Origin of the sequence: Streptomyces sp. H27-H5, assembly GCF_026627505.1 — a bacterium.
Classification (GTDB): domain Bacteria; phylum Actinomycetota; class Actinomycetes; order Streptomycetales; family Streptomycetaceae; genus Streptomyces.
Genome location: NZ_JAPNLK010000014.1, coordinates 66,715 through 88,411 on the forward strand (window position 1 = coordinate 66,715; position 21,697 = coordinate 88,411).

20 protein-coding genes are annotated in these 21,697 nt (G+C 71.4%); 13 read left to right on the top strand and 7 right to left on the bottom strand.

Translation table 11 applies throughout. From position 1 onward, the window contains the following. Nucleotides 1-6: 6 nt before the first annotated feature. Entirely contained in the window at nt 7-1,257 is a 1,251-nt protein-coding gene (locus OTB19_RS09345; RefSeq protein WP_053675203.1) for a polyamine ABC transporter substrate-binding protein, read from the bottom strand. A gap of 47 nt (nt 1,258-1,304) precedes the next feature. Further along, entirely contained in the window at nt 1,305-2,819 is a 1,515-nt protein-coding gene (locus tag OTB19_RS09350; protein WP_267797640.1) for a gamma-aminobutyraldehyde dehydrogenase, read from the bottom strand. Between the two features lie 194 nt (nt 2,820-3,013). Here OTB19_RS09350 and OTB19_RS09355 point away from each other — a divergent pair, with 194 nt between their 5' ends. Then, a complete protein-coding gene (locus tag OTB19_RS09355) occupies nt 3,014-3,568 on the top strand; it encodes an NADAR family protein (protein WP_267797572.1) in 555 nt (184 codons plus the stop codon). Between the two features lie 38 nt (nt 3,569-3,606). Then, nucleotides 3,607-4,077 carry an NUDIX hydrolase gene (locus OTB19_RS09360; RefSeq protein WP_324290511.1) on the top strand — a complete coding sequence of 157 codons (471 nt, stop codon included), beginning with the start codon at nt 3,607-3,609 and terminating at the stop codon, nt 4,075-4,077. Nucleotides 4,078-4,140: 63 nt separating this feature from the next. Here OTB19_RS09360 and OTB19_RS09365 read toward each other — a convergent pair whose 3' ends face one another. Then, the gene (locus tag OTB19_RS09365; protein WP_267797574.1) at nt 4,141-4,854 is read right to left on the bottom strand and encodes a DUF4190 domain-containing protein; all 714 of its coding nucleotides are present in this window, start codon (nt 4,852-4,854) and stop codon (nt 4,141-4,143) included. A 108-nt stretch (nt 4,855-4,962) separates the two neighbouring features. On the opposite strand from OTB19_RS09365, the gene OTB19_RS09370 reads away from it, so the two are divergent. From OTB19_RS09370 to OTB19_RS09390, 5 genes are all read left to right on the top strand, one after another. Further along, nucleotides 4,963-5,988, top strand: coding sequence for an adenosine deaminase (locus OTB19_RS09370; protein ID WP_267797575.1), 1,026 nt, complete (start codon nt 4,963-4,965; stop codon nt 5,986-5,988). A gap of 21 nt (nt 5,989-6,009) precedes the next feature. Beyond that, entirely contained in the window at nt 6,010-6,699 is a 690-nt protein-coding gene (locus tag OTB19_RS09375; RefSeq protein WP_267797576.1) for a glycerophosphodiester phosphodiesterase, read from the top strand. Continuing rightward, on the top strand, nt 6,696-7,862 hold the full coding sequence (locus tag OTB19_RS09380; protein ID WP_420716815.1) for a sensor histidine kinase: 1,167 nt from the start codon (nt 6,696-6,698) through the stop codon (nt 7,860-7,862). The genes OTB19_RS09375 and OTB19_RS09380 overlap by 4 nt, the downstream gene beginning before the upstream one ends. Then, on the top strand, nt 7,859-8,575 hold the full coding sequence (locus OTB19_RS09385) for a response regulator transcription factor (RefSeq protein ID WP_267797577.1): 717 nt from the start codon (nt 7,859-7,861) through the stop codon (nt 8,573-8,575). The genes OTB19_RS09380 and OTB19_RS09385 overlap by 4 nt, the downstream gene beginning before the upstream one ends. A gap of 147 nt (nt 8,576-8,722) precedes the next feature. Then, nucleotides 8,723-9,964, top strand: coding sequence for a serine hydrolase domain-containing protein (locus OTB19_RS09390; RefSeq protein WP_267797578.1), 1,242 nt, complete (start codon nt 8,723-8,725; stop codon nt 9,962-9,964). Between the two features lie 122 nt (nt 9,965-10,086). Here the strand turns inward: OTB19_RS09390 and OTB19_RS09395 are convergent, their stop codons facing one another. Both OTB19_RS09395 and OTB19_RS09400 read right to left on the bottom strand, forming a co-directional pair. After that, entirely contained in the window at nt 10,087-11,265 is a 1,179-nt protein-coding gene (locus tag OTB19_RS09395; RefSeq protein ID WP_267797579.1) for an ABC transporter substrate-binding protein, read from the bottom strand. A 104-nt stretch (nt 11,266-11,369) separates the two neighbouring features. Continuing rightward, a complete protein-coding gene (locus tag OTB19_RS09400) occupies nt 11,370-12,809 on the bottom strand; it encodes a gamma-aminobutyraldehyde dehydrogenase (protein ID WP_053675188.1) in 1,440 nt (479 codons plus the stop codon). A 170-nt stretch (nt 12,810-12,979) separates the two neighbouring features. Here OTB19_RS09400 and OTB19_RS09405 point away from each other — a divergent pair, with 170 nt between their 5' ends. The 6 genes from OTB19_RS09405 to OTB19_RS09430 all read left to right on the top strand — a co-directional run bounded on the left by OTB19_RS09405 (nt 12,980) and on the right by OTB19_RS09430 (nt 18,935). Next, on the top strand, nt 12,980-13,483 hold the full coding sequence (locus OTB19_RS09405; RefSeq protein WP_053675186.1) for an Lrp/AsnC family transcriptional regulator: 504 nt from the start codon (nt 12,980-12,982) through the stop codon (nt 13,481-13,483). Continuing rightward, on the top strand, nt 13,468-14,847 hold the full coding sequence (locus tag OTB19_RS09410; RefSeq protein ID WP_008737612.1) for an aspartate aminotransferase family protein: 1,380 nt from the start codon (nt 13,468-13,470) through the stop codon (nt 14,845-14,847). Before OTB19_RS09405 ends, OTB19_RS09410 begins: the two co-directional genes overlap by 16 nt. A gap of 182 nt (nt 14,848-15,029) precedes the next feature. Further along, a complete protein-coding gene (locus OTB19_RS09415) occupies nt 15,030-15,767 on the top strand; it encodes an ABC transporter ATP-binding protein (protein ID WP_267797580.1) in 738 nt (245 codons plus the stop codon). Then, nucleotides 15,749-16,831, top strand: a complete 1,083-nt coding sequence (locus OTB19_RS09420) for a hypothetical protein (protein ID WP_267797581.1) — start codon at nt 15,749-15,751, stop codon at nt 16,829-16,831. Before OTB19_RS09415 ends, OTB19_RS09420 begins: the two co-directional genes overlap by 19 nt. A 26-nt stretch (nt 16,832-16,857) precedes the next feature. Further along, the gene (locus OTB19_RS09425; protein ID WP_267797582.1) at nt 16,858-17,949 is read left to right on the top strand and encodes an LOG family protein; all 1,092 of its coding nucleotides are present in this window, start codon (nt 16,858-16,860) and stop codon (nt 17,947-17,949) included. 80 nt (nt 17,950-18,029) lie between these two features. Next, nucleotides 18,030-18,935, top strand: a complete 906-nt coding sequence (locus tag OTB19_RS09430; protein WP_267797583.1) for a DMT family transporter — start codon at nt 18,030-18,032, stop codon at nt 18,933-18,935. A gap of 119 nt (nt 18,936-19,054) precedes the next feature. Here OTB19_RS09430 and OTB19_RS09435 read toward each other — a convergent pair whose 3' ends face one another. Both OTB19_RS09435 and OTB19_RS09440 read right to left on the bottom strand, forming a co-directional pair. Further along, nucleotides 19,055-20,080 carry an ABC transporter ATP-binding protein gene (locus tag OTB19_RS09435; protein ID WP_267797584.1) on the bottom strand — a complete coding sequence of 342 codons (1,026 nt, stop codon included), beginning with the start codon at nt 20,078-20,080 and terminating at the stop codon, nt 19,055-19,057. After that, on the bottom strand, nt 20,080-21,696 hold the full coding sequence (locus OTB19_RS09440) for an ABC transporter permease (protein WP_267797642.1): 1,617 nt from the start codon (nt 21,694-21,696) through the stop codon (nt 20,080-20,082). The genes OTB19_RS09435 and OTB19_RS09440 overlap by 1 nt, the downstream gene beginning before the upstream one ends. Nucleotide 21,697: the final 1 nt, after the last annotated feature.

Consider the following 21,697-nt stretch of genomic DNA (forward strand, 5'->3'; position numbering starts at 1 on the left):
GGGCCGTCAGGCGCCGATGAGCTTGGCGAACTTCTCCTCGTACGCCGTCTCTTCCTCGGAGCTGAGGGAGCGGAAGGCGTGGGACTTGGCGGTCATCGCCTTGTCCGGGACGATCAGGGTGTTCTCCGCGAGCTCGGGATCGATCTTCGCCAGCTCGTCCTTGACGCCCTCGACCGGGCAGACGTAGCTGATGTAGGCGGCCAGTCGGGCGGCGACCGGGAGCTCGTAGTAGTAGTCGATGAGCCGCTCCGCGTTGGCCTTGTGCCGGGCCTTGGCGGGGACCAGCAGGTTGTCGCTGGAGGTGATGTACCCGGCCGCCGGGATCGCGTACTTGATGTCCGGGTTTCCGGCCTGCAGCTGGATGACGTCGCCCGCCCAGGCGAGGCAGGCGGCGAGGTCGCCCTTGTCGAGGTCGGCGGTGTAGTCGTTGCCGGTGAAGCGCCGGATCTGCTTCTTGTCGACGCCCTTCTGGAGTCGGCCGATGGCCTGGTCGTAGTCGGCCGTGGTGAAGTTCGCCGGGTCCTTGCCCTGGTCGAGGAGGGTCATGCCGACGCTGTCGCGCATCTCCGTCAGGAAGCCGACCCGCCCCTTGAGGGTGGGGTCGTCGAGCAGCTGGGTGACGGAGTCGACCGTCTTGCCGCCGGTGGCCTTGGAGTTGTAGGCGATGACGGTGGAGATGCCGGTCCACGGGTAGCTGTGGGAGCGGCCCGGGTCCCAGTCGGGGCTGCGGAACTGCGGGGACAGGTTGGCGTAGGCGTGCGGGAGGCGGGCGGGATCCAGCTTCTGCGCCCAGCCGAGTCTGATGATGCGCGCGGCGAGCCAGTCGGTGACGACGATCAGGTCGCGGCCGGTGTCCTGGCCGGCCGCGAGCTGCGGGCGGACCTTGCCGAAGAACTCGACGTTGTCGTTGATGTCCTCGGTGTACTTGACCTTGATCCCGGTCCGCTTGGCGAACTCCTCCAGGGTGGGACGGCTCTTCTCGTCGTCGCTGGTGTCCATGTACTCGGTCCAGTTGGAGAAGTTGATCTCCTTCTCCTGTTCCGAGCGGTCGTCGGACGCCGCCGCCGTGCCGTCCTGCCGTTGGGCGGGCGGGATCCCGCAACCGCTCAGGGCCGACAGGCCGCCGAGGGTGAGCGCCCCGACACCGGAGGCGCGCAACAGCGAACGGCGGGTGAGGGCGCCGCGCCCGCTGGTGAGGCTGCGCCGTATCGCGTTGAGTTGCGGCGCCGAGAGACGCTCGGGCTCGAACTGCTCCATGGACTGTGCCCTTTCGGGTGGCAGGGCCGCCGGCGGCGGCGTCGTGACTATCGGTCCCCGAAGATCGTGCGGTGCCAGTCCTTCGCGGCGACCGCGGTGTTGTCGTACATCACATGCTTGACCTGCGTGTACTCCTCGAAGGAGTAGGCGCTCATGTCCTTTCCGAAGCCACTGGCCTTGTAGCCCCCGTGAGGCATCTCGCTGATGATCGGGATGTGGTCGTTGACCCAGACGCAACCCGCCTTGAGCTCGCGGGTGGCCCGGTTGGCCCGGTAGACGTCCCGGCTCCAGGCGGAGGCCGCGAGTCCGTACGGGGTGTCGTTGGCCAGCGCGAGGCCCTCGTCGTCGGTGTCGAACGGCAGGACCACGAGGACCGGACCGAAGATCTCGGACTGGACGACCTCGCTGTCCTGGGCCGCGCCGGAGATCAGGGTCGGCCGGTAGTACGCCCCGCCGGCCAGGTCTCCCCCGGGGCTCTCGCCGCCGGTGACGACCGTGGCGTAGGAGCGGGCGCGCTCGACGAACCCGGCGACCCGGTCGCGCTGCGCGTGCGAGACCAGCGGACCGAGGTCCGTGGTGGGCGCGAAGGGGTCTCCGACGCGGACGGTCTCCATCAGCTCGGCGACCCGCGCGACGAAGGCGTCGTGCAGGGGGCGCTGGACGTACGCGCGGGTGGCAGCCGTGCAGTCCTGGCCGGTGTTGATGAGGGAGGCGGCGACGGCGCCGTGCGCGGCGGCCTCCAGGTCGGCGTCGTCGAAGACGAGGAAGGGGGCCTTCCCGCCGAGCTCCAGGTGGAGCCGCTTGACGGTGGCGGTGGCGATCTCGGCGACCCGCTTGCCGACGGCGGTCGAACCGGTGAACGAGGTCATGACCACGTCCGGGTGCCCCACGAGGTGCTCCCCCGCCTCCCGGCCGGCGCCGGTGACGATGTTGATCACTCCGTCGGGCAGGCCCGCGTCCTTGGCCGCCTGGGCGAACATCAGGGAGGTCAGCGGGGTCAGCTCGGCGGGCTTCAACACGATGGTGTTGCCCGCGGCGATGGCCGGGAGGATCTTCCAGGCGGCCATCTGGAGCGGATAGTTCCAGGGGGCGATGGAGCCGACCACCCCGATGGCCTCGCGGCGCACGTAGGAGGTGTGGTCGCCGGAGTACTCGGCGGCGGCCTGCCCCTGGAGGTGGCGGGCGGCGCCCGCGAAGAAGGCGGTGTTGTCGATGGTCCCCGGTACGTCGAACTCCGTGGACAGCTTGAGCGGCTTGCCGCACTGGATCGACTCGGCGTAGGCGAAGTCGTCGGCCTGCTCGGCCAGTACGGCGGCCAGCCGGTGCAGCGCGTCCGAGCGCTCCCCGGGGGTGGCGGCGGACCAGCCCGGGAAGGCCCTCTTGGCGGCGGCCACGGCCTCGTCCACGTCCGCGGTGCCCGCGAGTTCGTAGGTGAGGACCTCGTCGCCGGTGGCCGGGTCGATCACGGTGTGTGATTGCCCGGAGGTGCCGGCCCTGAGCCTGCCGTCGATGTACTGCGCGCCGTCCGCGAAGCGGTCCTTGACCTGGAAGCGGTTGCCCATCACGCTCTCACGCTCTCCGTAGCTACAGCTCGGACTACAGCCCGAATTGAGTGCCGATCCTGACAGAGGCAGGGGCCTCGGCCAAGTGATTCCGTTGTTGCCTTTTGATTACGCGACGGAATCGGTCGACCATGTGTCGAGGCACGCCGGAAAACCCGTACGAAGTGTCCGTGGCGACTGCCAGACTCGCGTGCATGGAGATGATCGACGCATTGATCAAGCAGGTCAGCCGGGGTGAACGGCTCAAGTTTCTGCCGTTCTGGGGGCACCGACCGCGCCCGGACGGGACGCTCGGCCCGAGCTGCCTCAGCCAGTGGTGGCCTTCCGCTTTCACTGTGGGTGAGGTCCGGTACGCCACCGCCGAGCACTGGATGATGGCCGGCAAGGCCCGGATATTCGGGGACGCGGAGGCGGAGCGCGCCGCGCTGGAAGCCGGGACCCCGGCCGAGGCGAAGAAGGCCGGACGCCTCGTGCGCGACTTCGACAACGCCGTCTGGGAGCGGGAACGGTTCGCGCTGGTCGTGGAGGGCAGCGTGCACAAGTTCGGCTCCGATCCGGCGCTGCGCGGATACCTGCTCGGCACCGGGAACCGGGTGCTCGTGGAGGCGAGCCCGATGGACCGGATCTGGGGCATCGGGCTGGCGGCCGACGACGAGCGGGCCCTCGACCCGGCCCGGTGGCGCGGGCTGAACCTGCTCGGCTTCGCCCTCATGGAGGCCCGGGACCGGCTGCGGACGGACGCCGCGTGACCGCTCCGGGCATACCCGGTCGAAGCCGGGTCGCCGCGGTGATCATCCGAGACGGCTGCGTGCTGATGGTGCGGGAACGGGGCAAGGGCCCGACCGGTCGGCACGACGGACCGGAGTACTGGACGCTGCCCGGCGGCGGGCTGGAGGCCGGGGAGGAACCCGAGGAGGCGGTACGGCGCGAGGTGGCCGAGGAGGTCGGCCTGCGCGCCCTGGACGTGCGGTTCGCGTACGAGGCGCCCTACCCCTCCGGCCCGACCGCCTGCTACCGGGTGGACGTCGCGCCCGGGGAGCCCCGCCTCGGGGTGGACGAGGACCTGGTGTGCGACTGCCCCCGGATGGTGGGGCTGATCTGGGTCCCCCTGTCCCGCGGGACCGGCGGCGACCTCGACCGCGGGGGCAGTGGCAGTGGCAGTGGGGACGACAGCGTGGAAGACGCCGCCGGCTCGGCCGGGGCGGACGGTCACGCGGTCGTCATGGTGCCGACGCTGCTGATGGCGGCGCGGGTCTGACCGACTGCGACCGCTTCCCCCACCGGGCACCCGCGCCCTGATCCCCGCGGGCGCGGCGGTCGGTCATATGCGCTCCTGGACCCCGGTGTCCTCGTACGGCCCGTAACGGTCGACGTCATCGAAGGTCGGTCCGAGGAAGAAGGCCAAGGTCACCAGGACGCCGATCACGATGCCGACGGAACCGAGGATGACACCGGCCAGCGCGAGTCCGCCGTTGCCGGCTTCGCCCCGGTTCGCCTTGCCCCGGCCGAGCGCGCCGAAGACGACCCCGGCGATGCCGAGCGCGACGGGGCCGACCAGGGTCGGGCAGGCGATGACCGAGAGCAGGCCGAGCACGAACCCGGTGATGGCGAGGCCGTTGCTCGGCGGGGGCGGCGTCGGGGCCCAGGGCGTGTAGGGGGCGGGCCGCCCCGGCAACTGGCCCCCGGGGTAGCCGTATCCGGCGGGATCGGGCTGCGCCGGGTACCCGTACGCGGGACCGGGAGCCTGCCCCCAGGACCCGGCGGGGTCGATCGGCGCGGTCGCACCGAAGGGCTGCGCGGTCGCACCGAAGGCTTGGGGAGCCGTGTCGAAAGGCTGCGCGGCGGTGTCAAAAGGCTGCGCGGTCGCGCCGAAGGGCCCGGGGGCCGTCGCGCCCGGCATGCCGGCGATCGTCGGCTGGTCGTGCAGGCCCGGGCCCCCCGGCCCGCCCGACGCACCCCGCCCCTTGCCGGGGTCCACCGCCGGCCGCTCGGGCGGTGCCCACGGGTCGGACGGTTCAGGGCTCTGGTCGGTCATACGGCACCCCCCTCTCGTACAGCCATGCTAAGCGCTGCCACCGACACTCCCCGGGCCTGCCTACGATGAAGCCGACCTGCCCGAACCCGTGTCCTCCCGGAGGCACCCATGCCCGACCTGCACCCCTTCATCGCGGGGCTTCCCAAGGCCGAACTCCACGTCCACCACGTCGGCTCGGCCTCCCCGCGCATCGTGGCCGAGCTCGCCTCCCGGCACCCCGACTCGAAGGTCCCCACGGACCCCGAGGCGCTCGCCGACTACTTCACCTTCACGGACTTCGCCCACTTCATCGAGGTCTACCTGTCCGTCGTCGACCTGGTCCGCACCCCCGACGACGTGCGCACGCTGACCTTCGAGGTCGCCCGCGACATGGCCCGGCAGAACATCCGCTACGCCGAGCTGACGATCACCCCGTACTCCTCCACCCGTCGCGGCATCGACGAGAAGGCGTTCATGGAGGCCATCGAGGACGCCCGCAGGGACGCCGAGGCCGAACTCGGGGTCATCCTGCGCTGGTGCTTCGACATCCCCGGCGAGGCGGGCCTGGAGGCGGCCGCCGAGACCGCCCGCCTCGCGGTCGACCTGCGCCCCGAGGGCCTGGTCTCCTTCGGCCTGGGCGGTCCGGAGATCGGTGTTCCGCGCCCCCAGTTCAAGCCGTACTTCGACCGGGCCCGGGCGGCCGGCCTGCACAGCGTGCCGCACGCCGGCGAGTCCACCGGACCGGAGACGGTGTGGGACGCCATCCGGGAGCTGGGCGCCGAGCGCATCGGCCACGGCACGACCTCCGTCCGGGACCCCGAGCTGCTGGCCTACCTGGCCGAGCACCGGATCGCGCTGGAGGTCTGCCCGACCTCGAACATCGCGACCCGCGTGGTGACCGACATGGACGCGCACCCGGTCAAGGAGATGGTCGCCGCGGGCGTGCTCGTCACCATCAACAGCGACGACCCGCCGATGTTCGGCTCCGACCTCAACAACGAGTACGCGGTGGCCGCCCGGCTCCTCGACCTCGACGAGCGCGGTCTGGCGCAGCTGGCCAAGAACGCCGTCGAGGCCTCCTTCCTCGACCCGGCCGGCAAGGCGCGGCTGACCGCGGAGATCGACACGTACACCGACACCTGGTTGGCCTCCTGACGCCCGAGCAGAATGGGCTGCATGCGCACCCTGACTGCCGTCGGCCACCGCGGCGATCCCTACCGTGTCCGCGAGAACACCCTCGACTCGATCCGCTCCGCCTTCGCCCGGGGGGCGGATGCGGTCGAGATCGACGTCCGGCTCACCCGTGACCGGGTTCCGGTCCTCCTGCACGACGAAACGCTCCAGCGGCTGTGGGGGCACGACGTGCGGCTCGACGCCGTCACGGCTCCCCAGCTCAAGGAGCTGGCGCGGGGCGGGATCCCCACGCTGCGCGAGGCCTTGATGGCGGCGGGCGCGGGCCGGGTGATGGTGGACCTTCCGGGCGCGGACGCCGACGCGGTGCGGACGGTCGTGGACCAGGTCCGCGAGTGCGGGGCGCGGGACCGCACGTACTACTGCGCGGGCCCGAAGTCGATGCTCGCGGTGCGGGCCGCCGACCCCGGTGCGGAGATCGCGCTGACCTGGAACACCCTGTCGCCGCCCCGCCGGGTGCTCATCGACGCGGTGGCCCCGGCCTGGCTCAACTACCGCTTCGGGCTCGTCGACCGGGAGTTGACCGACGCCCTGCACCGGGACGGGCTGCTCGTGTCGGCGTGGACCGCCGACACGAAGCGGTCGATGCGCACGCTGATCGCGGCGGGGGTCGACTCGATCACGACGAACCGGGTGGACGCGCTGACGGCCGTACGGGCCGAGCGGCGTCGGTGATACGGGCCTGGGGCGAACGCGTCCGCCGGGCCGACCCGCGGTGGCAGGACCTGGGGCTGACGCTGCTGGTGCAGGTGGCCGTCACCATGCCGTTCCTGGTGCCCCGCGATCCCGGACTGCCGGCCGCCGACTGGCCCTCCTACGGGATGACCACGCTCGCGGTGCTGCCGCTGATCTGGCGCCGCCGGGCGCCGGTGACGGTGTTGGTCGCCGTTCTGCTCGCGGGCGGCCTCTACGAACTCGCGCTGGACGGGCCCGGCCAGCCGCTGCCGTACGCGGGGCTGATCGCCTACTACACGGTGGCCCTGCTGTGCACGGCCCGGGTGCGCCTGCTCGTCGCACTGCTGACGGTCGTGGTGATCGTCGTGTCGGTGGGCCGGAACACCGGGACCATGCGGGAGTTGCTGTTCACCCTCTTCGTCTCGGCCGCCGCCTACGCGCTGGGCCGGCTCCAGGTCACCCGGCAGGCGTACACGCGGGCCGTCGAGGAACGGGCCGCCGAGCTGGAGCGGGCGAACCTGATCGAGGCGGAGCAGGCCGCGGCCCGGGAACGGGCCCGGATCGCACGGGAGATGCACGACGTCCTCTCGCACGCGGTCAGCATCATGATCGTGCAGGCGGAGGCCGGTCCGGTGGCGGTACGGCGGGCGCCCGAGCGGGCGGAGGCCGCGTTCGACGCCATAGCGGACACCGGCCGCGACGCGATGACCCAACTGCGCGCGATGTTGGGCGTGCTGCGGACGGACGAGGTCGCGCCGCGCCGACCGCAGCCGGGCATCGGGCAACTGGCCGGACTGCTGGACCGGGTACGCGGCAGCGGGCCCACCGTCTCGTACGAGCGGACCGGCGCGGTGCGTCCGCTGCCCGCCGCGCTGGAGGCGACGGTGTACCGGGTGGTCCAGGAGGCCCTGACGAACGTGGTCCGGCACGCCGGGGCCTCGACTGCGGCCGTACGTCTGGAGTACGGGTCGGGGGACCTCGCGGTGGAGGTGACGGACGACGGGCGGGGCTCCGACGGCTCCCCGGGCGGGCACGGGCTGATCGGCATCCGGGAGCGCGCCGCCGCCCACGGCGGAACCGTCGAGTCCGGTCCGGGCGCGGACGGCCGGGGGTTCCGGGTGCGGGTGGTCCTTGTAACGTCCGCCCTGGAGGTGGGAAGTTGACGATCCGTGTGGTGGTGGCCGACGACCAGGAACTGGTGCGCAGCGGCTTCGCGATGATCCTGGACGTGCAGGAGGACATCGAGGTCGTGGCCGAGGTCGGCGACGGCGCGGCGGCGGTGACGGCGGTGCGGGACCTGCGGCCGGACGTGGCGCTGTTGGACGTGCGGATGCCGGTGCTGGACGGCATCGAGGCGTGTCGGACGATCACGGCGGAGACCGGGTGCCGGACGGTGATGCTGACGACGTTCGACTCCGACGAGTACGTCTACGAAGCCCTGCACGCCGGCGCGAGCGGGTTCCTGTTGAAGGACGTGCGGCGGGACGATCTGGTGCACGCCGTGCGGGTGGTGGCGGCCGGCGAGTCCCTGCTCGCGCCTTCGGTGGCGCGGCGTCTGATCGAGGAGTACACGGCGGTGACGGCGCGACCGGCGGCCGGGTCCGCCCTGTCGGCCGAGCGGTTGGGAGTGCTGACGGCGCGGGAGCGGGAGACGCTGCTGCACCTGGGGCGGGGGCTGTCCAACGCGGAGATCGCGGGGGCGCTGACGGTCAGCGAGCACACGGTGAAGTCCCATGTGGGGAACGTGCTGGCGAAGTTGGGGCTGCGGGACCGGATCCAGGCGGTGATCTGTGCCTACGAGACAGGCCTGATCGCGGCGGGAAGCCAGTCCCGCGCCGCGGTCTCCCCCGCCGGGGTATCTCCCTCCGGAGAGTGAGTCGGCGGCGCCGTCCTCCCTCTCGGCGGTGAGTTGTCGTACCGCGGAAAACCCCTCTTGTCGGGGATCCGCTACCACCCCTGTGACCAGCAACATTGAGGTCATCGGGGTGGAGGTCGCCCCGGGACTCGACGGGGGGATCCCACCATGAACGCAACGATTCGCACGGCGATCGCGACAGCCCTGGTGCTGGGGGTCGCGGGCGGCCCGGCCGTCGCCCACTCCGCGCCGCCGCCTCCATCGGCGAGCACGGCGGTGGGCGCGCCGGCGGCCCGCACGGGCCCCACGGCTCCCACGGCTCCCACGGCTCCCACCATCGCCACGCCGCCCGACGCGGTGGCGCTGCGCGCCGCCCTCGCCGGCGTCGGAGCGGGCGGCAAGGACGCGACGGCCGCCCTGGTCCGGGTCGGCGGCGCGAGCGGCGGTTGGCGGGGCGCCGCGGGCGTGGCGGACGTGCGCACCGGTCGTGCGGCCCTGGAGCAGGGCCGCTTCCGGGCCGGTTCGGTGACCAAGACCTTCACGGCGGCGGTGGTGCTCCAGTTGGCCGCCGAGGGCAGGGTCGATCTGGACGCCCCGGTGCGGCGGTACCTGCCGGCGGCCTTTCCCGAGGCCTTCAAGGCCGACCCCACGGTGCGCCAGCTGCTGAACCACACGAGCGGCATCCGGGCGGCCGACGGGCCGGGCGATTCCTTCGAGGCCCAGTGGGAGCACCGCTTCGACGTGACCGATCCGCGCGAGCAGATCGCCAACGCCCTGGCGAAGGGGCAGGAGTTCGATCCGGGCGAGGCCCAGCACTACCTGAACATCAACTACACGGTGCTGGGCGTGCTGATCGAGAAGGTGACGGGCACCTCGTACGAGTCCTCGGTCGCCCAGCGGATCCTGCGGCCGCTGGGGCTGGGTGGGACATCGTTCCCGGGGCGGACACAGACGCGGATCCAGGGTCCCCACAACCACGGCTACCAGGCGGTGCCGCGGCCGGACGGCACGAGGGAACTGCGGGACGTCTCGGTGTGGAACAGCTCCGACCGGTGGGCGGCCGGCGACATCATCTCGACGACCGCCGATCTGGAGCGCTTCACCGTCGCCCTGTTCAGCGGCCGGATCGTGCCGAGAGCCCGGCTGGAGGAGATGTTCACGGTCCCCGCGGTGGACGACTTCGTCACCGGGAAGAAGGCCGTCCTGACCGCGGGGATGTCGAGGATCGTCCTGCCGGACGGCACGGAGGCCTGGGGCAAGACCGGTGGCCGGCACGGCTACACCACGGGGATGGGCGCGACCCGCGACCTCTCCCGCACCCTCGTCTACTCGGTCAACTCCACGGACGCCAAGGGACCGGACACGAACCCGGTGGCCCTCGGCGTGGTGATGGCCGCCTTCACCGAGTAGGAGGCGGCCCCCGGCGAACGCGCCCCGGGCGGAGACCGGCCGAGGCGGACGAGGCGGACGACGGTCGATCGCGGACATCCTCGTCAGAGACCGCCGATGGCCTCGGAGAACCGACGAGGGCCTCAGAGACCGACGATGGCGTTCCAGCGCTTGGCGAAGGAGCGCCGTTCCACCGAGGAGATGTCCCGGGCCACGACGAGGCGCTCGCGCATCTCGTCGTCGGGGAAGATCAGCGGGTTCTCCGCCAGTTCCGCCGTCTCCTTGTCATCGGAGCCCGCCAGCACCTCTCGGGCGGCCGGGACCGGGCAGACGTAGTTGACGGACGCCGCGAGTCGGGCGGCCACCGCCGGGTCGTAGTAGTGGTCCACGAGGGCCTCGGCGTTGGCCTTGTGTCGCGCCAGGTTGGGAACGAGCAGGCTCTCGGCCCAGAGCTCGGCTCCTTCCTCGGGCACCACGAACTCGATGTCGGGGTTGTCGGCCTGGAGTTGGATGACGTCGCCGGAATAGGCCTGACAGGCGAGGACGTCGCCCTTGCTCAGGTCGGAGGTGTAGTCGTTGCCGGTGAAGCGGCGGATGTGCCTCTTGCGCACCATGCGCTCGACCTGGTCGCACATGCGGTGGAAGTCCGTCTCGGTCCAGCGGGTGACGTCCACGCCGTCGCCCTGCATCAGCAGGGCGAAGGACTCGTCGAGCCCGGAGAAGAGCGTCACCTTGCCGGCGAGATCGGGCTGCCAGAGGTCCTTGACGGACTTGAGCTCCCGGCCCAGGGCCTTGCGGTTGTAGGCGATGCCTGTGATGCCCGACTGCCAGGGGACGGTGTGCAGCCGGCCCTCGTCGAAGGCGGGGGAACGGAGCTGGGGATCGAGGTACTTGGCCACGTTCGACTGGGCCGAGCGGTCCATCTTCTGGGCCCAGCCCAGGTGGACGAAGCGGGCGGCCATCCAGTCGCTGACCACCACGAGGTCGTGGCCGGTCTCCTGGTGGTTCATGAGCGCCGGACTGATCTTGCCGAAGAACTCGTCGTTGTCGTTGATCTCCTCGGTGTACCGGACCTCGATGCCGGTCTTCTCCGAGAACTCGTCCAGCGTCGGCCGGCGCGCCTCGTCCTCCTCGTCGGTGTCGATGTAGAGCGGCCAGTTGGAGAAGGCGAGGCTCCGGTCCCGGGCGGATCGGTCCGGCCCCTCCCGCCGGTCCTCGGGGACGAAGGCGGCAGGGACCCCGCAGGCGGTGAGCGCGGCCGGCAGGACCACGGCGCCGAGGCCGCGCAGCGCCGAGCGCCGGGAGAAGGCGAGTTCAGGCATGGCCACAGCCTCGGGCAACGCGAAGGGGCGGACAATAGACAACGTGTCTACTGCCCGCCCCTTCAGCGCTGTGCGCTGATCAGTGCGATCGCCGCGGCGAGAGGTCAGCCGTCGAGCGAGGTCATGACGTGCTTGATGCGGGTGTAGTCCTCGAAGCCGTAGGCGGAGAGGTCCTTGCCGTAGCCGGACTTCTTGAAACCGCCGTGGGGCATCTCGGCGACGAGCGGGATGTGGGTGTTGATCCACACGCAGCCGAAGTCGAGGTTCTTGGACATGCGCATCGCGCGGCCGTGGTTCTTGGTCCACACCGAGGAGGCGAGGGCGAACTCGACTCCGTTCGCGTACTCCAGGGCCTGGGCCTCGTCCGTGAAGGACTGCACGGTGATGACGGGACCGAAGACCTCGTTCTGGATGATCTCGTCGTCCTGCTTCAGCCCGGAGACCACGGTCGGGGCGTAGAAGTAGCCCTTCTCGCCGACCCGGTGGCCGCCCGCCTCGACCTTGGCGTGGGCAGGGAGGCGCTCGATGAAGCCGGCGACCTGCTTGAGCTGGTTCGGGTTGTTGAGCGGCCCGTACAGCACGTCCTCGTCGTCCGGCTGCCCGGTCTTGGTGTCCGAGGCGGCCTTGGCGAGGGCGGCCACGAACTCGTCGTGGATCGACTCGTGCACCAGCACGCGGGTGGCGGCGGTGCAGTCCTGACCGGCGTTGAAGTAGCCGGCGACCGCGATGTCCTCGACGGCCTTGGCCAGGTCGGCGTCTTCGAAGACCACGACGGGGGCCTTGCCGCCGAGCTCCAGGTGGACGCGCTTGACGTCCTTCGAGGCGCTCTCGGCGACCTGCATGCCGGCGCGTACCGAGCCGGTGATGGAGGCCATGGCCGGGGTGGAGTGCTCCACCATGGCCTTGCCGGTCTCGCGGTCGCCGCAGACGACGTTGAAGACGCCCTTGGGCAGGACCGAGTCGATGATCTCGGCCATCAGCACGGTGGAGGCCGGGGTGGTGTCCGAGGGCTTGAGCACCACGGTGTTGCCCGCGGCGATCGCCGGGGCGAACTTCCACACGGCCATCATCATCGGGTAGTTCCACGGCGCGACCTGGGCACAGACGCCGACCGGCTCACGGCGGACGATCGAGGTCATCCCGTCCATGTACTCGCCGGCCGAGCGGCCCTCCAGCAGTCGGGCCGCACCCGCGAAGAAGCGGATCTGGTCCACCATCGGCGGCAGCTCCTCGCTGGCCGTGAGGCCCAGCGGCTTGCCGGTGTTCTCCGACTCGGCGGCCACGAGTTCGTCCGCGCGCGCCTCGAAGGCGTCCGCGATCTTGAGCAGGGCCTTCTGCCGCTCCGCGGGGGTGGTGTCGCGCCAGCCCGGGAAGGCCGCGGCGGCCGCGGCCATGGCCGCGTCCACGTCGGCCTGACCGGACAGCGGTGCGGTGGCGTACGCCTCGCCGGTGGCGGGGTTGACCACCTCGGTGGTCCGCCCGTCGGCGGCGTCCTTGAACTCCCCGCCGATGTAGTTGCGCAGACGACGCAGTTCGGTGGTCACTACAGCCACTCTCCTGATCACATGTCCAACGATTGAGACGATTCCCCAAGCCTAGCCCCTCGGCCGACGCTTTCGACAGAGCCAGACACCATCAACTACGAAATCCGTGCAATCGGAGACGTCGAACAACGAATTTCATCGGTTACGGCTTGCGGAACAGACGACTCCTCGTGCACAGTGAGGTCGTGGTCAGTCGAAGCGCAGATTCCAGGAACAGACAACCGTCCCCTTCGGTCGATGCTGTGTCCCTGGCGATCATCGAGCAACTGCAAGAGGACGGACGCCGTCCCTACGCAGCCATCGGCAAGGCCGTCGGCCTGTCCGAGGCAGCCGTGCGCCAGCGCGTACAGAAGCTGCTCGACCAGGGCGTCATGCAGATCGTCGCCGTAACGGACCCGCTCACCGTGGGCCTGCGGCGCCAGGCAATGGTCGGCATCAACGTCGAGGGCGACCTCGACCCGGTGGCCGACGCACTGACCTCGATGGCCGAGTGCGAGTACGTGGTCATGACCGCGGGCTCGTTCGACCTGATGGTGGAGATCGTCTGCGAGGACGACGACCACCTGTTGGAAACGATCAACAAGAAGATCCGCGCGCTCCCCGGCGTGCGATCAACCGAAAGCTTCGTTTACCTGAAGCTGAAGAAGCAGACCTACATGTGGGGAACCCGATAACCGTGAGCCAGGACCTCTCCAAGACCGCGTACGACCACCTGTGGATGCACTTCACCCGCATGTCGTCCTACGAGAACTCCCCCGTCCCCACCATCGTCCGGGGCGAGGGCACCTACATCTGGGACGACAAGGGCAAGCGCTACCTCGACGGTCTCGCCGGACTGTTCGTGGTCAACGCCGGTCACGGCCGCAAGGAACTGGCCGAGGTCGCCTACAAGCAGGCGCAGGAACTCGCGTTCTTCCCCATCTGGTCGTACGCGCACCCCAAGGCCGTCGAGCTCGCCGAGCGCCTCGCCCACTACGCCCCCGGTGACCTGAACAAGGTCTTCTTCACCACCGGTGGCGGCGAGGCCGTCGAGACCGCCTGGAAGCTGGCCAAGCAGTACTTCAAGCTCCAGGGCAAGCACACCAAGTACAAGGTGATCTCCCGCGCGGTGGCCTACCACGGCACCCCGCAGGGCGCCCTGTCCATCACCGGTCTGCCGGCCCTGAAGGCCCCCTTCGAGCCGCTGGTCCCCGGCGCGCACAAGGTGCCGAACACCAACATCTACCGCGCCCCGATCTTCGGCGACGACCCGGAGGCCTACGGCCGCTGGTGCGCCGACCAGATCGAGCAGGAGATCCTGTTCGAGGGCGCCGACACCGTCGCCGCCGTGTTCCTGGAGCCGGTGCAGAACGCCGGTGGCTGCTTCCCGCCGCCGCCCGGGTACTTCCAGCGGGTCCGCGAGATCTGCGACGAGTACGACGTCCTGCTCGTCTCCGACGAGACGATCTGTGCGTTCGGCCGCCTCGGCACGATGTTCGCCTGTGACAAGTTCGACTACGTGCCGGACATGATCACCTGCGCCAAGGGCATGACCTCGGGCTACTCCCCGATCGGTGCCTGCATCATCTCGGACCGCCTCGCGGAGCCGTTCTACAAGGGTGACAACACCTTCCTGCACGGCTACACCTTCGGCGGCCACCCGGTCTCCTCGGCGGTCGCGCTGGCCAACCTCGACATCTTCGACAAGGAAGGCCTCAACCAGCACGTGCTGGACAACGAGGGCGCCTTCTTCTCGACGCTGAAGAAGCTGCACGACCTGCCGATCGTCGGCGACGTCCGCGGCAACGGCTACTTCTACGGCATCGAGCTCGTCAAGGACAAGGTCACGAAGGAGTCCTTCACGGACGAGGAGACGGAGCGCGTGCTCTACGGCTTCCTCTCCAAGGCGCTCTTCGAGAACGGCCTGTACTGCCGCGCCGACGACCGTGGCGACCCGGTCATCCAGCTGGCCCCGCCGCTGATCGCGGACCAGGGCACCTTCGACGAGATCGAGGGCATCCTGCGCTCGGTGCTCACGGAGGCGTGGACGAAGCTGTAGGCAAGGCCCGCGACAAGCGGTAAATCGTCCGAACCACACGGCCCGGATCCCCCGTTCGAGTGAGAACGCGGGGGTCCGGGCCGTGTGCTGTCACCATCCAAGACGTTCATCTCTTTACATCTCATTGCGGCGCCAGTGACCGAACCGGCTCCGCTTCGTTCCCCCGGACGGAGGTGTACGCCATGGTGGCTCCGGCAGACAATGATGTGCTCTGGGCGCGGTCCCTGCACTACTCCCACAGCGGTTCACCAGGCCTCATCGGCGTCTCCGTCGGCGTACGCCAAGGTGAGATCCTGGCCGTGACCGGCCCCCGCGGAAGCGGCAAGACCACCCTGCTGCGCTGTCTCGTCGGACAGCTGGTGCCGGAACAGGGCGAGGTCTGGTTCAACAGCGTCCCCGTGCACACCATGGGAGCCGCGCTCCGCGAACGGCTGCGCCGCGACCGGTTCGGCTGGATCGGCCCCGAGCCCGGATTGCTGCCCGAACTCAAGGTGTGGGAGAACGCCGCACTGCCGCTGCTCCTCGCCGGCACCCCGCACCGCGCCGCCAAGAGCGCCGCGTGCGAATGGCTGGACCGCCTCGACATCGGCGGCTTCGCCCGCAAGCGCCCCGGCGCCCTCACCCGGGCCGAGTCACAGCGCGTCGCCCTCGCCCGAGCCCTGGTCAACGAGCCCACGGTGATCTTCGCCGACGAGCCGACGGCCTCCCTGCACCGCACCGAACGCGCCCTGCTCCTGCGCACCCTGACCACGGCGGCGCGCTCGCACGAGATCTCCGTGCTGCTCGCCACCCACGACGAGGAGATCGCCACCGTCGCCGACCGACGGATCGAACTGCTCGACGGACGCCCGGCCGCGGTCGCCGCCGCGGCCGGCCCGCTCACCACGGAGGACCAGGCCGCGTGCTCGCTCTCCGCCTAGCCCGAGGCTCCCGGCCGCTGGTCCAGCTGCGCCGGCTGCTCGTCGCCACCGCCTCCGCCGGTACCGGGTTCCTGCTGCTGTACGTGCTGGCCGGAGCCATGGCCCGACCCGCCGGATCGTTCCCTCGGCTGCTGTGGGCGCTCGTCCCGCTCGCCGTCACCGTGCAGTTCGCCGTCGCCGTGGCGCGGACCGACCCCGCGACCCGGCCCCGGGAGGGCATGGACGCGGTCGGCCTGGGCCCCGTACGGCGCACCCTCGTCGCCGCGATCTCCACCGCCGTCGCCTGCGCCCTGGGTGGCGCCGTGGCCCTGGCCGCGTTCCTGCACCTGCGGGGCGACCTGGGCGGGCTGCCGTTCGACGGAGCCGGCGCCGAGCTGCTGCACGCCGAACAGCCACTGCCGGCGGCGGGCGCCCTGACCCTGCTGGCCCTGATCCCCCTCGCCGCCTCGGCGGCGGTGGCCCTCGCCCTGCGCTCCCGTCCTCCCCTGGCCGGGCTGTCCCCGCAGAGCGGGGTCCCCTGGGGGGTCGCCCTCACCGCCTCCGGCCTGACCGTCGAGACCTACGCCGGACGGGGCAGCGCCGCCGTGCCGACCGGCTGGGCGCTCATCGCCCTGGGACTCGCCCTCGCCGGGCCGGGCGTGGCCTTCGCCTGCGGAACCCTGGTGCAGGCCGTCCGCCCGGGTGCGCTCCGGCTGCTCGCCGGGCGGACCCTCCAGGAGGAGGCGCCGCGGCTGGGCCGTCCCCTCGGAGTGCTGTGCGCGATCGGGGCGGCCGGGCTCACCACCCTCGCCGTGCGCGACGCCGACGGTTTCCTGCCTCCGCTCGGCCCGCTGACCGGTCCGGCCGCCGTGCTCGTGGCGCTGTGCGCGGCTGCGACTCTCCTCACATCCGCGGTCGAGTCGCGGCAGTCCCGCACCGCCGTCCGGGACACCCTGAACGACCTGGGAACCCCCGGAACCGTGCTGCGTACGGCCGTCACCGTACGCGCGACTGCCCTGCTCGCCGTATGCGTATCCCTCAGTTGGGGTGTGGCGCAACTGACGTCTCTCGCGTTGACCCGCTGACTGACGCAGCCCTTAGTGTGGGCCGAATGGTCAACCCAGACATCGAGATCGAGACGCTCGCCGAATTCGACCAGGTCGCCGCTCGGGGTTCCCTGAGCGGCTACCGGGTCCAGTCGGTCAACCTGCTGGAGCGGACGTTCGCGCTGCTGTCGGCCGACACCTCGGCCGCCGTGTTCCTCGGCTGTGCCATGGAGCCCGACGCCTCCGCGAAGGTCCGCGCCGACGGCGCCCTGGTCTTCCCGCCGGTGCCGGACCTGCCGTTCAACCCCTACCGGGGTCTGCTCTACACCGCGGACGAGCTGTTCACCGGCCTGCGGGAGGGCTACGAGGCCACCCCTGACGCCCAGGCGTACGCCTGGTTCCAGGAGATCAAGGCCGACGGCGACATCTACGCCTCGATGCTGCGTTCCATCCACGACGACGCCGTCTCCGACGCCCTGGACGAGCACCTCGCCGGTGCCCGGGTGGTGGGAGTGATGGGCGGCCACGCCATGGCCCGCGGCGGTACGGACTACCTCGGCGCGGCGGAGCTCGGCCGGACCCTGACCCGGTCCGGGCTGACCGTGGCCACCGGCGGCGGCCCGGGCGCGATGGAGGCCGCCAACCTCGGCGCCTACCTGGCCCCCGCGCCCGACGACGCGCTGCCCGAGGCGCTGGAGATGCTGGCCAAGGCCCCTTCCTTCACGCCGTCCGTGTCCGACTGGGCGAGAGCGGCCTTCGCCGTGCGGGAACGCTGGCCCGACGGCGGCGACTCGGTGGGGATCCCGACCTGGTTCTACGGGCACGAGCCGCCGAACCCCTTCGCCGGCCACATCGCCAAGTACTTCGCGAACGCCACCCGCGAGGACGGGCTGCTGGCGCGGTCCACCGCGGGCGTGGTCTTCCTCCCGGGCGCCGCGGGGACCGTCCAGGAGATCTTCGACAACGCCACGCCGAACCACTACGAGTCGCGCGGCGAACCGACCCCGATGGTCCTGGTCGACCGCGCCCACTGGACGGAGCACCTGCCGGCCTGGCCGCTGCTCCAGGCGCTGGCCCGCGGCCGGTCGATGGAGTCGAGGATCGCCCTGGTGGACTCGGTGGACGAGGTCCCGGCGACACTCGCTTCGATGCGCTGACCCGACGAGGCAACTTCCCGGCCGATTCGCACGTCTGGTAGAGGTACCGCAAAACCTGCCAGACGTGAACGGAGCCCTCTGTGCTCATAGGCCTGCTGACCGCGATCGCGGCGTCCATCTGCTACGGCACGGGATCCGTCCTGCAAGCCGTCGGCTCGCGCCGGGCGGCCCGGATGTCCCCGGCCGCGGCCGGGGTGACCGCGCATGGCGGACCGAACCTGTCCTCGACCGCGAAGGCGGCGATGACCTGGGAGTTCATCGTCGGCACGATCCTGGACTTCGTGGGCTTCGGCCTGGGCGCGCTCGCGGCGCGTCTCCTTCCGCTGTTCCTCTCCCAGACCGTGATCAGCGCCAACCTCGTGATCACCGCCGTGCTCAGCGTGAAGATGCTGGGTATCCGGCTCACCCGCAAGGAGTGGACCTCCATCGGGGTCGTCTGCGCGGCGCTCGTGCTGCTGGCGACGGCCGCGGGGCACGAGGGCGGCCATCACGCACCGATGTCCACGCACTGGTGGCTGCTCGCGATCACCCTGCTGATCATCGTGGGCGGCACGGTGGCGGTCCGGTTCCTCGGCGGCCGGGCCGCGATCCTGGCCGGTCTGCTGTCCGGCCTGGCCTTCGGCGCGCTGGGGGTGGGCGTCCGCATCCTGAACGGCGTCGAGCCGTTCGGCCTGGTAGCCCTGCTGTCCGACCCCGCCCTCTACGCCATCCTCGTGGCGGGCATCGGCGGCATGTACCTGCACACGGTGGCCCTCCAGATCGGTTCCGTGAACGGGGCCACGGCCGCCCTGGTGGTGGGCGAGACGGTGCTCCCGGGCGCCATCGGCGTCCTCCTGCTGGGCGACGCCTCCCGCCCCGGTCTGGCCTGGCTGGCGGTCCTGGGCTTCGTCCTCGCGGTGACGGGCGCCGTGGCGGTGGCCTGGTACGGCAATCACGACGGCGCCGAGGCTCCGGCGGAGTCCCCGGACCCGGTGCCGGTCGCGTAACCGCCCCACCGCCGTACTGCCGTACTGCCGTACGGGGAACGCGCCCGCCCCCGGACCCACCGCCCTCACCGGGCGAAGGGTCCGGGGGCGGAGCCGTATTGGCGCCCGATCGGCCCCGGTCAGTCCTGCGCGGGCAGGACGACGACCTCGCCGGGGGTGAACGTCACCGCGATGCGGTCCCCCACGACCGGTGCCCCGACAGGCCCGCACTCGGCCTCCAGCGGCGGACCCGACTCGGGTCGCAACAGCAGTGCCACGTGGGTCCCCCGGAAGGTCCGCGACTCCACGACGCACGGCAGCCCCTCGGCCGCCGGAGTCACCCCGGCGGCCCGGATCAGGAGCAGGCGCTCCCCCTCCTGCGAGCCGTCCGGCACCGGGACCTTCCCCCAGGGGGTGGCCGCGGCGCCGCCCGACACCGTCGCCGGGACCACGTTCTCGAAGCCCAGGAACCGTGCCACGAACTCCGAGGCCGGCCGCTCCCACACCTCCAGCGGGGTCCCCACCTGCGCGATCCGCCCGTCCCGCATCACCACGACCCGGTCGGCCAGGGCGAAGGCCTCCCCCTGGTCGTGGGTGACCGCCAGGACGGTCGTGCCCAGCCGGGAGAACAACCCCTGGAGTTCCACCACCAGTCGCTCGCGCAGTCCCCGGTCCAACTGGCCCAGCGGTTCGTCGAGCATCAGCAGGCGCGGGGACGGGGCGAGCGCCCGCGCCAGCGCGACCCGCTGCTGTTCGCCGCCCGACAGCGACGCGACGGCGCGGCGCCCGGCTCCGGGGAGCCCGACCAGGTCCAGCAGTTCCTCGACCCGGCCCGTGCAGGCGTCGCGCGAGGAACCCCGCATCCGCAGCCCGAAGCCGACGTTGCCGGCGACGTCGCGGTGCGGGAACAGTTGGTGGTCCTGGAACATCAGGCCCACCCCGCGCCGGTGCACCGGCACCGCGGCCTGGTCCGCGCCGTCCAGGAGCACGCGTCCGGCCGAGACCGGCTGGAGCCCGGCGACCACCCGCAGCAGCGTGGACTTCCCGCTGCCGCTCGGACCCAGCACACAGACGATCTCGTGCTCGGCGACCTCCAGGTCCACGGCGTCCACGACGTCGCGCGCGCCGAAGCGGACCGACACCCCGTCCAGCCGAAGCAGCGTCATCAGAACTCTCCCGAGGTCTTGTCGGGTCGCAGCCGCTCCAGCACCAGCAGGGACACCGCGCACACCAGCATCAGAATCGTGCTCAGGGCCATCGCCTGCCCGTAGTTCAGTTCTCCGGCCCGCCCCAGCAGCCGCGCCACGGCCACCGGCAGCGTGGGGCTGTCGGCCCGGGCGATGAAGACGGTCGCCCCGAACTCGCCGAGCGACACGGCGAAGGCGAAACCGGCCGCGATCAGCAGGGCCCGCCGTACCAGCGGCAGGTCCACTTCCCGCCAGGCCCGCAGCGGCGAGGCACCGAGCACGCCGGCCGCCTCCCGCAACCGGCCGTCGACGGCGCGCAGCACGGGCAGCATCGTCCGCACCACGAACGGCACTCCGACCAGGGCCTGCGCCAGGGGCACCAGGATCCACGAGGTGCGCAGGTCGAGCGGGGGCTCGTCCAGGGTGATCAGGAATCCGAAGCCGACCGTCACGGCGGACACGCCGAGCGGCAGCATCAGCAACGCGTCGAAGCCCCGTACGAACCGACCCGCGCGCCGGGTCAGCGCCGCGGCCGCGAGTCCCCCGATGAGCAGGGCGATGGCGGTGGCCGCCAGCGCGTACCGCAGGGAGTTCCCGATGGCCTCCAGCGGCGGGACCAGGAACGTCCCGCCCCCCGCGCCCACGTCCGCCAACGCCCGGTAGAAGTCGAGGCCGTACCCGCCGGGGGCGTCGAAGGACCGTTCCACCAGGACGCCCAGCGGCAGCACGATCAGCAGCGCCACGGTCAGCAGCACCCCGCCCAACAGGGCGCGCTGCGCCACGCCCTTGGGCCGGTGCGCGGTCCGGGCCGGATCCACGAGCCGCAGGGCCGTCTCCCGCTTGCGCACGGTCCAGGCGTGCACGCACAGGATCAGCCCGACGGCGGCGAACTGGATCATCGTCAGCACGGCGGCCGTCGACAGGTCGAGCAACTGCGCGGTCTGCCGGTAGACCTCCACCTCCAGGGTGGCGTAGGACGGCCCGCCCAGGATCTGCACGACACCGAACGAGGTGAACGTGAACAGGAAGACCATCAGCGAGGCGGCGGCCACGGCCGGCCCGAGCGCGGGCAGCGTCACCCGCCGCCAGGCCGCGAACCGGCCGGCGCCCAGCACCCGGGCGGCCTCTTCCTGCCGCGGGTCGAGCTGCGCCCAGAGTCCGCCCACCGTCCGTACGACGACGGCGTAGTTGAAGAAGACGTGGGCCAACAGGATCGCCCAGACGGTGGTGTCGAGGCGGACGCCCCACGTCTCGTCCAGCAGTCCGTTGCGCCCGACCAGCGCGAGGAACGCCGTGCCGACCACCACGGTCGGCAGCACGAACGGCACCGTGACCACCGCCCGCAGCAGTTGCTTGCCCGGGAACTCGAAGCGCGCGAAGACGTACGAGCCGGGGAGCGCGATCAGGAGCGTGAGCGCCGTCGACGCGACCGCCTGCCAGGTGGTGAACCACAGCACGTCGGCGATGTCGGGCCGGGCCAGTACCTCGCCGATCCGGCCGAACTGCCAGCCGTCGTCGGTCTTGAGTCCGCGCCCGACGATCGCGGCGACCGGATAGGCGAAGAACAGCCCGAAGAAGACGAGCGGGATCGCCATC

Bases quoted from the DNA above. Each gene is read 5' to 3' on its own strand.
- OTB19_RS09345 (WP_053675203.1), bottom strand. From the start codon at position 1,257: ATGGAGCAGTTCGAGCCCGAGCGTCTCTCGGCGCCGCAACTCAACGCG.
- OTB19_RS09350 (WP_267797640.1), bottom strand. From the start codon at position 2,819: ATGGGCAACCGCTTCCAGGTCAAGGACCGCTTCGCGGACGGCGCGCAG.
- OTB19_RS09355 (WP_267797572.1), top strand. From the start codon at position 3,014: ATGGAGATGATCGACGCATTGATCAAGCAGGTCAGCCGGGGTGAACGG.
- OTB19_RS09365 (WP_267797574.1), bottom strand. From the start codon at position 4,854: ATGACCGACCAGAGCCCTGAACCGTCCGACCCGTGGGCACCGCCCGAG.
- OTB19_RS09370 (WP_267797575.1), top strand. From the start codon at position 4,963: ATGCCCGACCTGCACCCCTTCATCGCGGGGCTTCCCAAGGCCGAACTC.
- OTB19_RS09375 (WP_267797576.1), top strand. From the start codon at position 6,010: ATGCGCACCCTGACTGCCGTCGGCCACCGCGGCGATCCCTACCGTGTC.
- OTB19_RS09390 (WP_267797578.1), top strand. From the start codon at position 8,723: ATGAACGCAACGATTCGCACGGCGATCGCGACAGCCCTGGTGCTGGGG.
- OTB19_RS09395 (WP_267797579.1), bottom strand. From the start codon at position 11,265: ATGCCTGAACTCGCCTTCTCCCGGCGCTCGGCGCTGCGCGGCCTCGGC.
- OTB19_RS09415 (WP_267797580.1), top strand. From the start codon at position 15,030: ATGGTGGCTCCGGCAGACAATGATGTGCTCTGGGCGCGGTCCCTGCAC.
- OTB19_RS09425 (WP_267797582.1), top strand. From the start codon at position 16,858: ATGGTCAACCCAGACATCGAGATCGAGACGCTCGCCGAATTCGACCAG.
- OTB19_RS09435 (WP_267797584.1), bottom strand. From the start codon at position 20,080: ATGACGCTGCTTCGGCTGGACGGGGTGTCGGTCCGCTTCGGCGCGCGC.
- OTB19_RS09440 (WP_267797642.1), bottom strand. From the start codon at position 21,696: ATGGCGATCCCGCTCGTCTTCTTCGGGCTGTTCTTCGCCTATCCGGTC.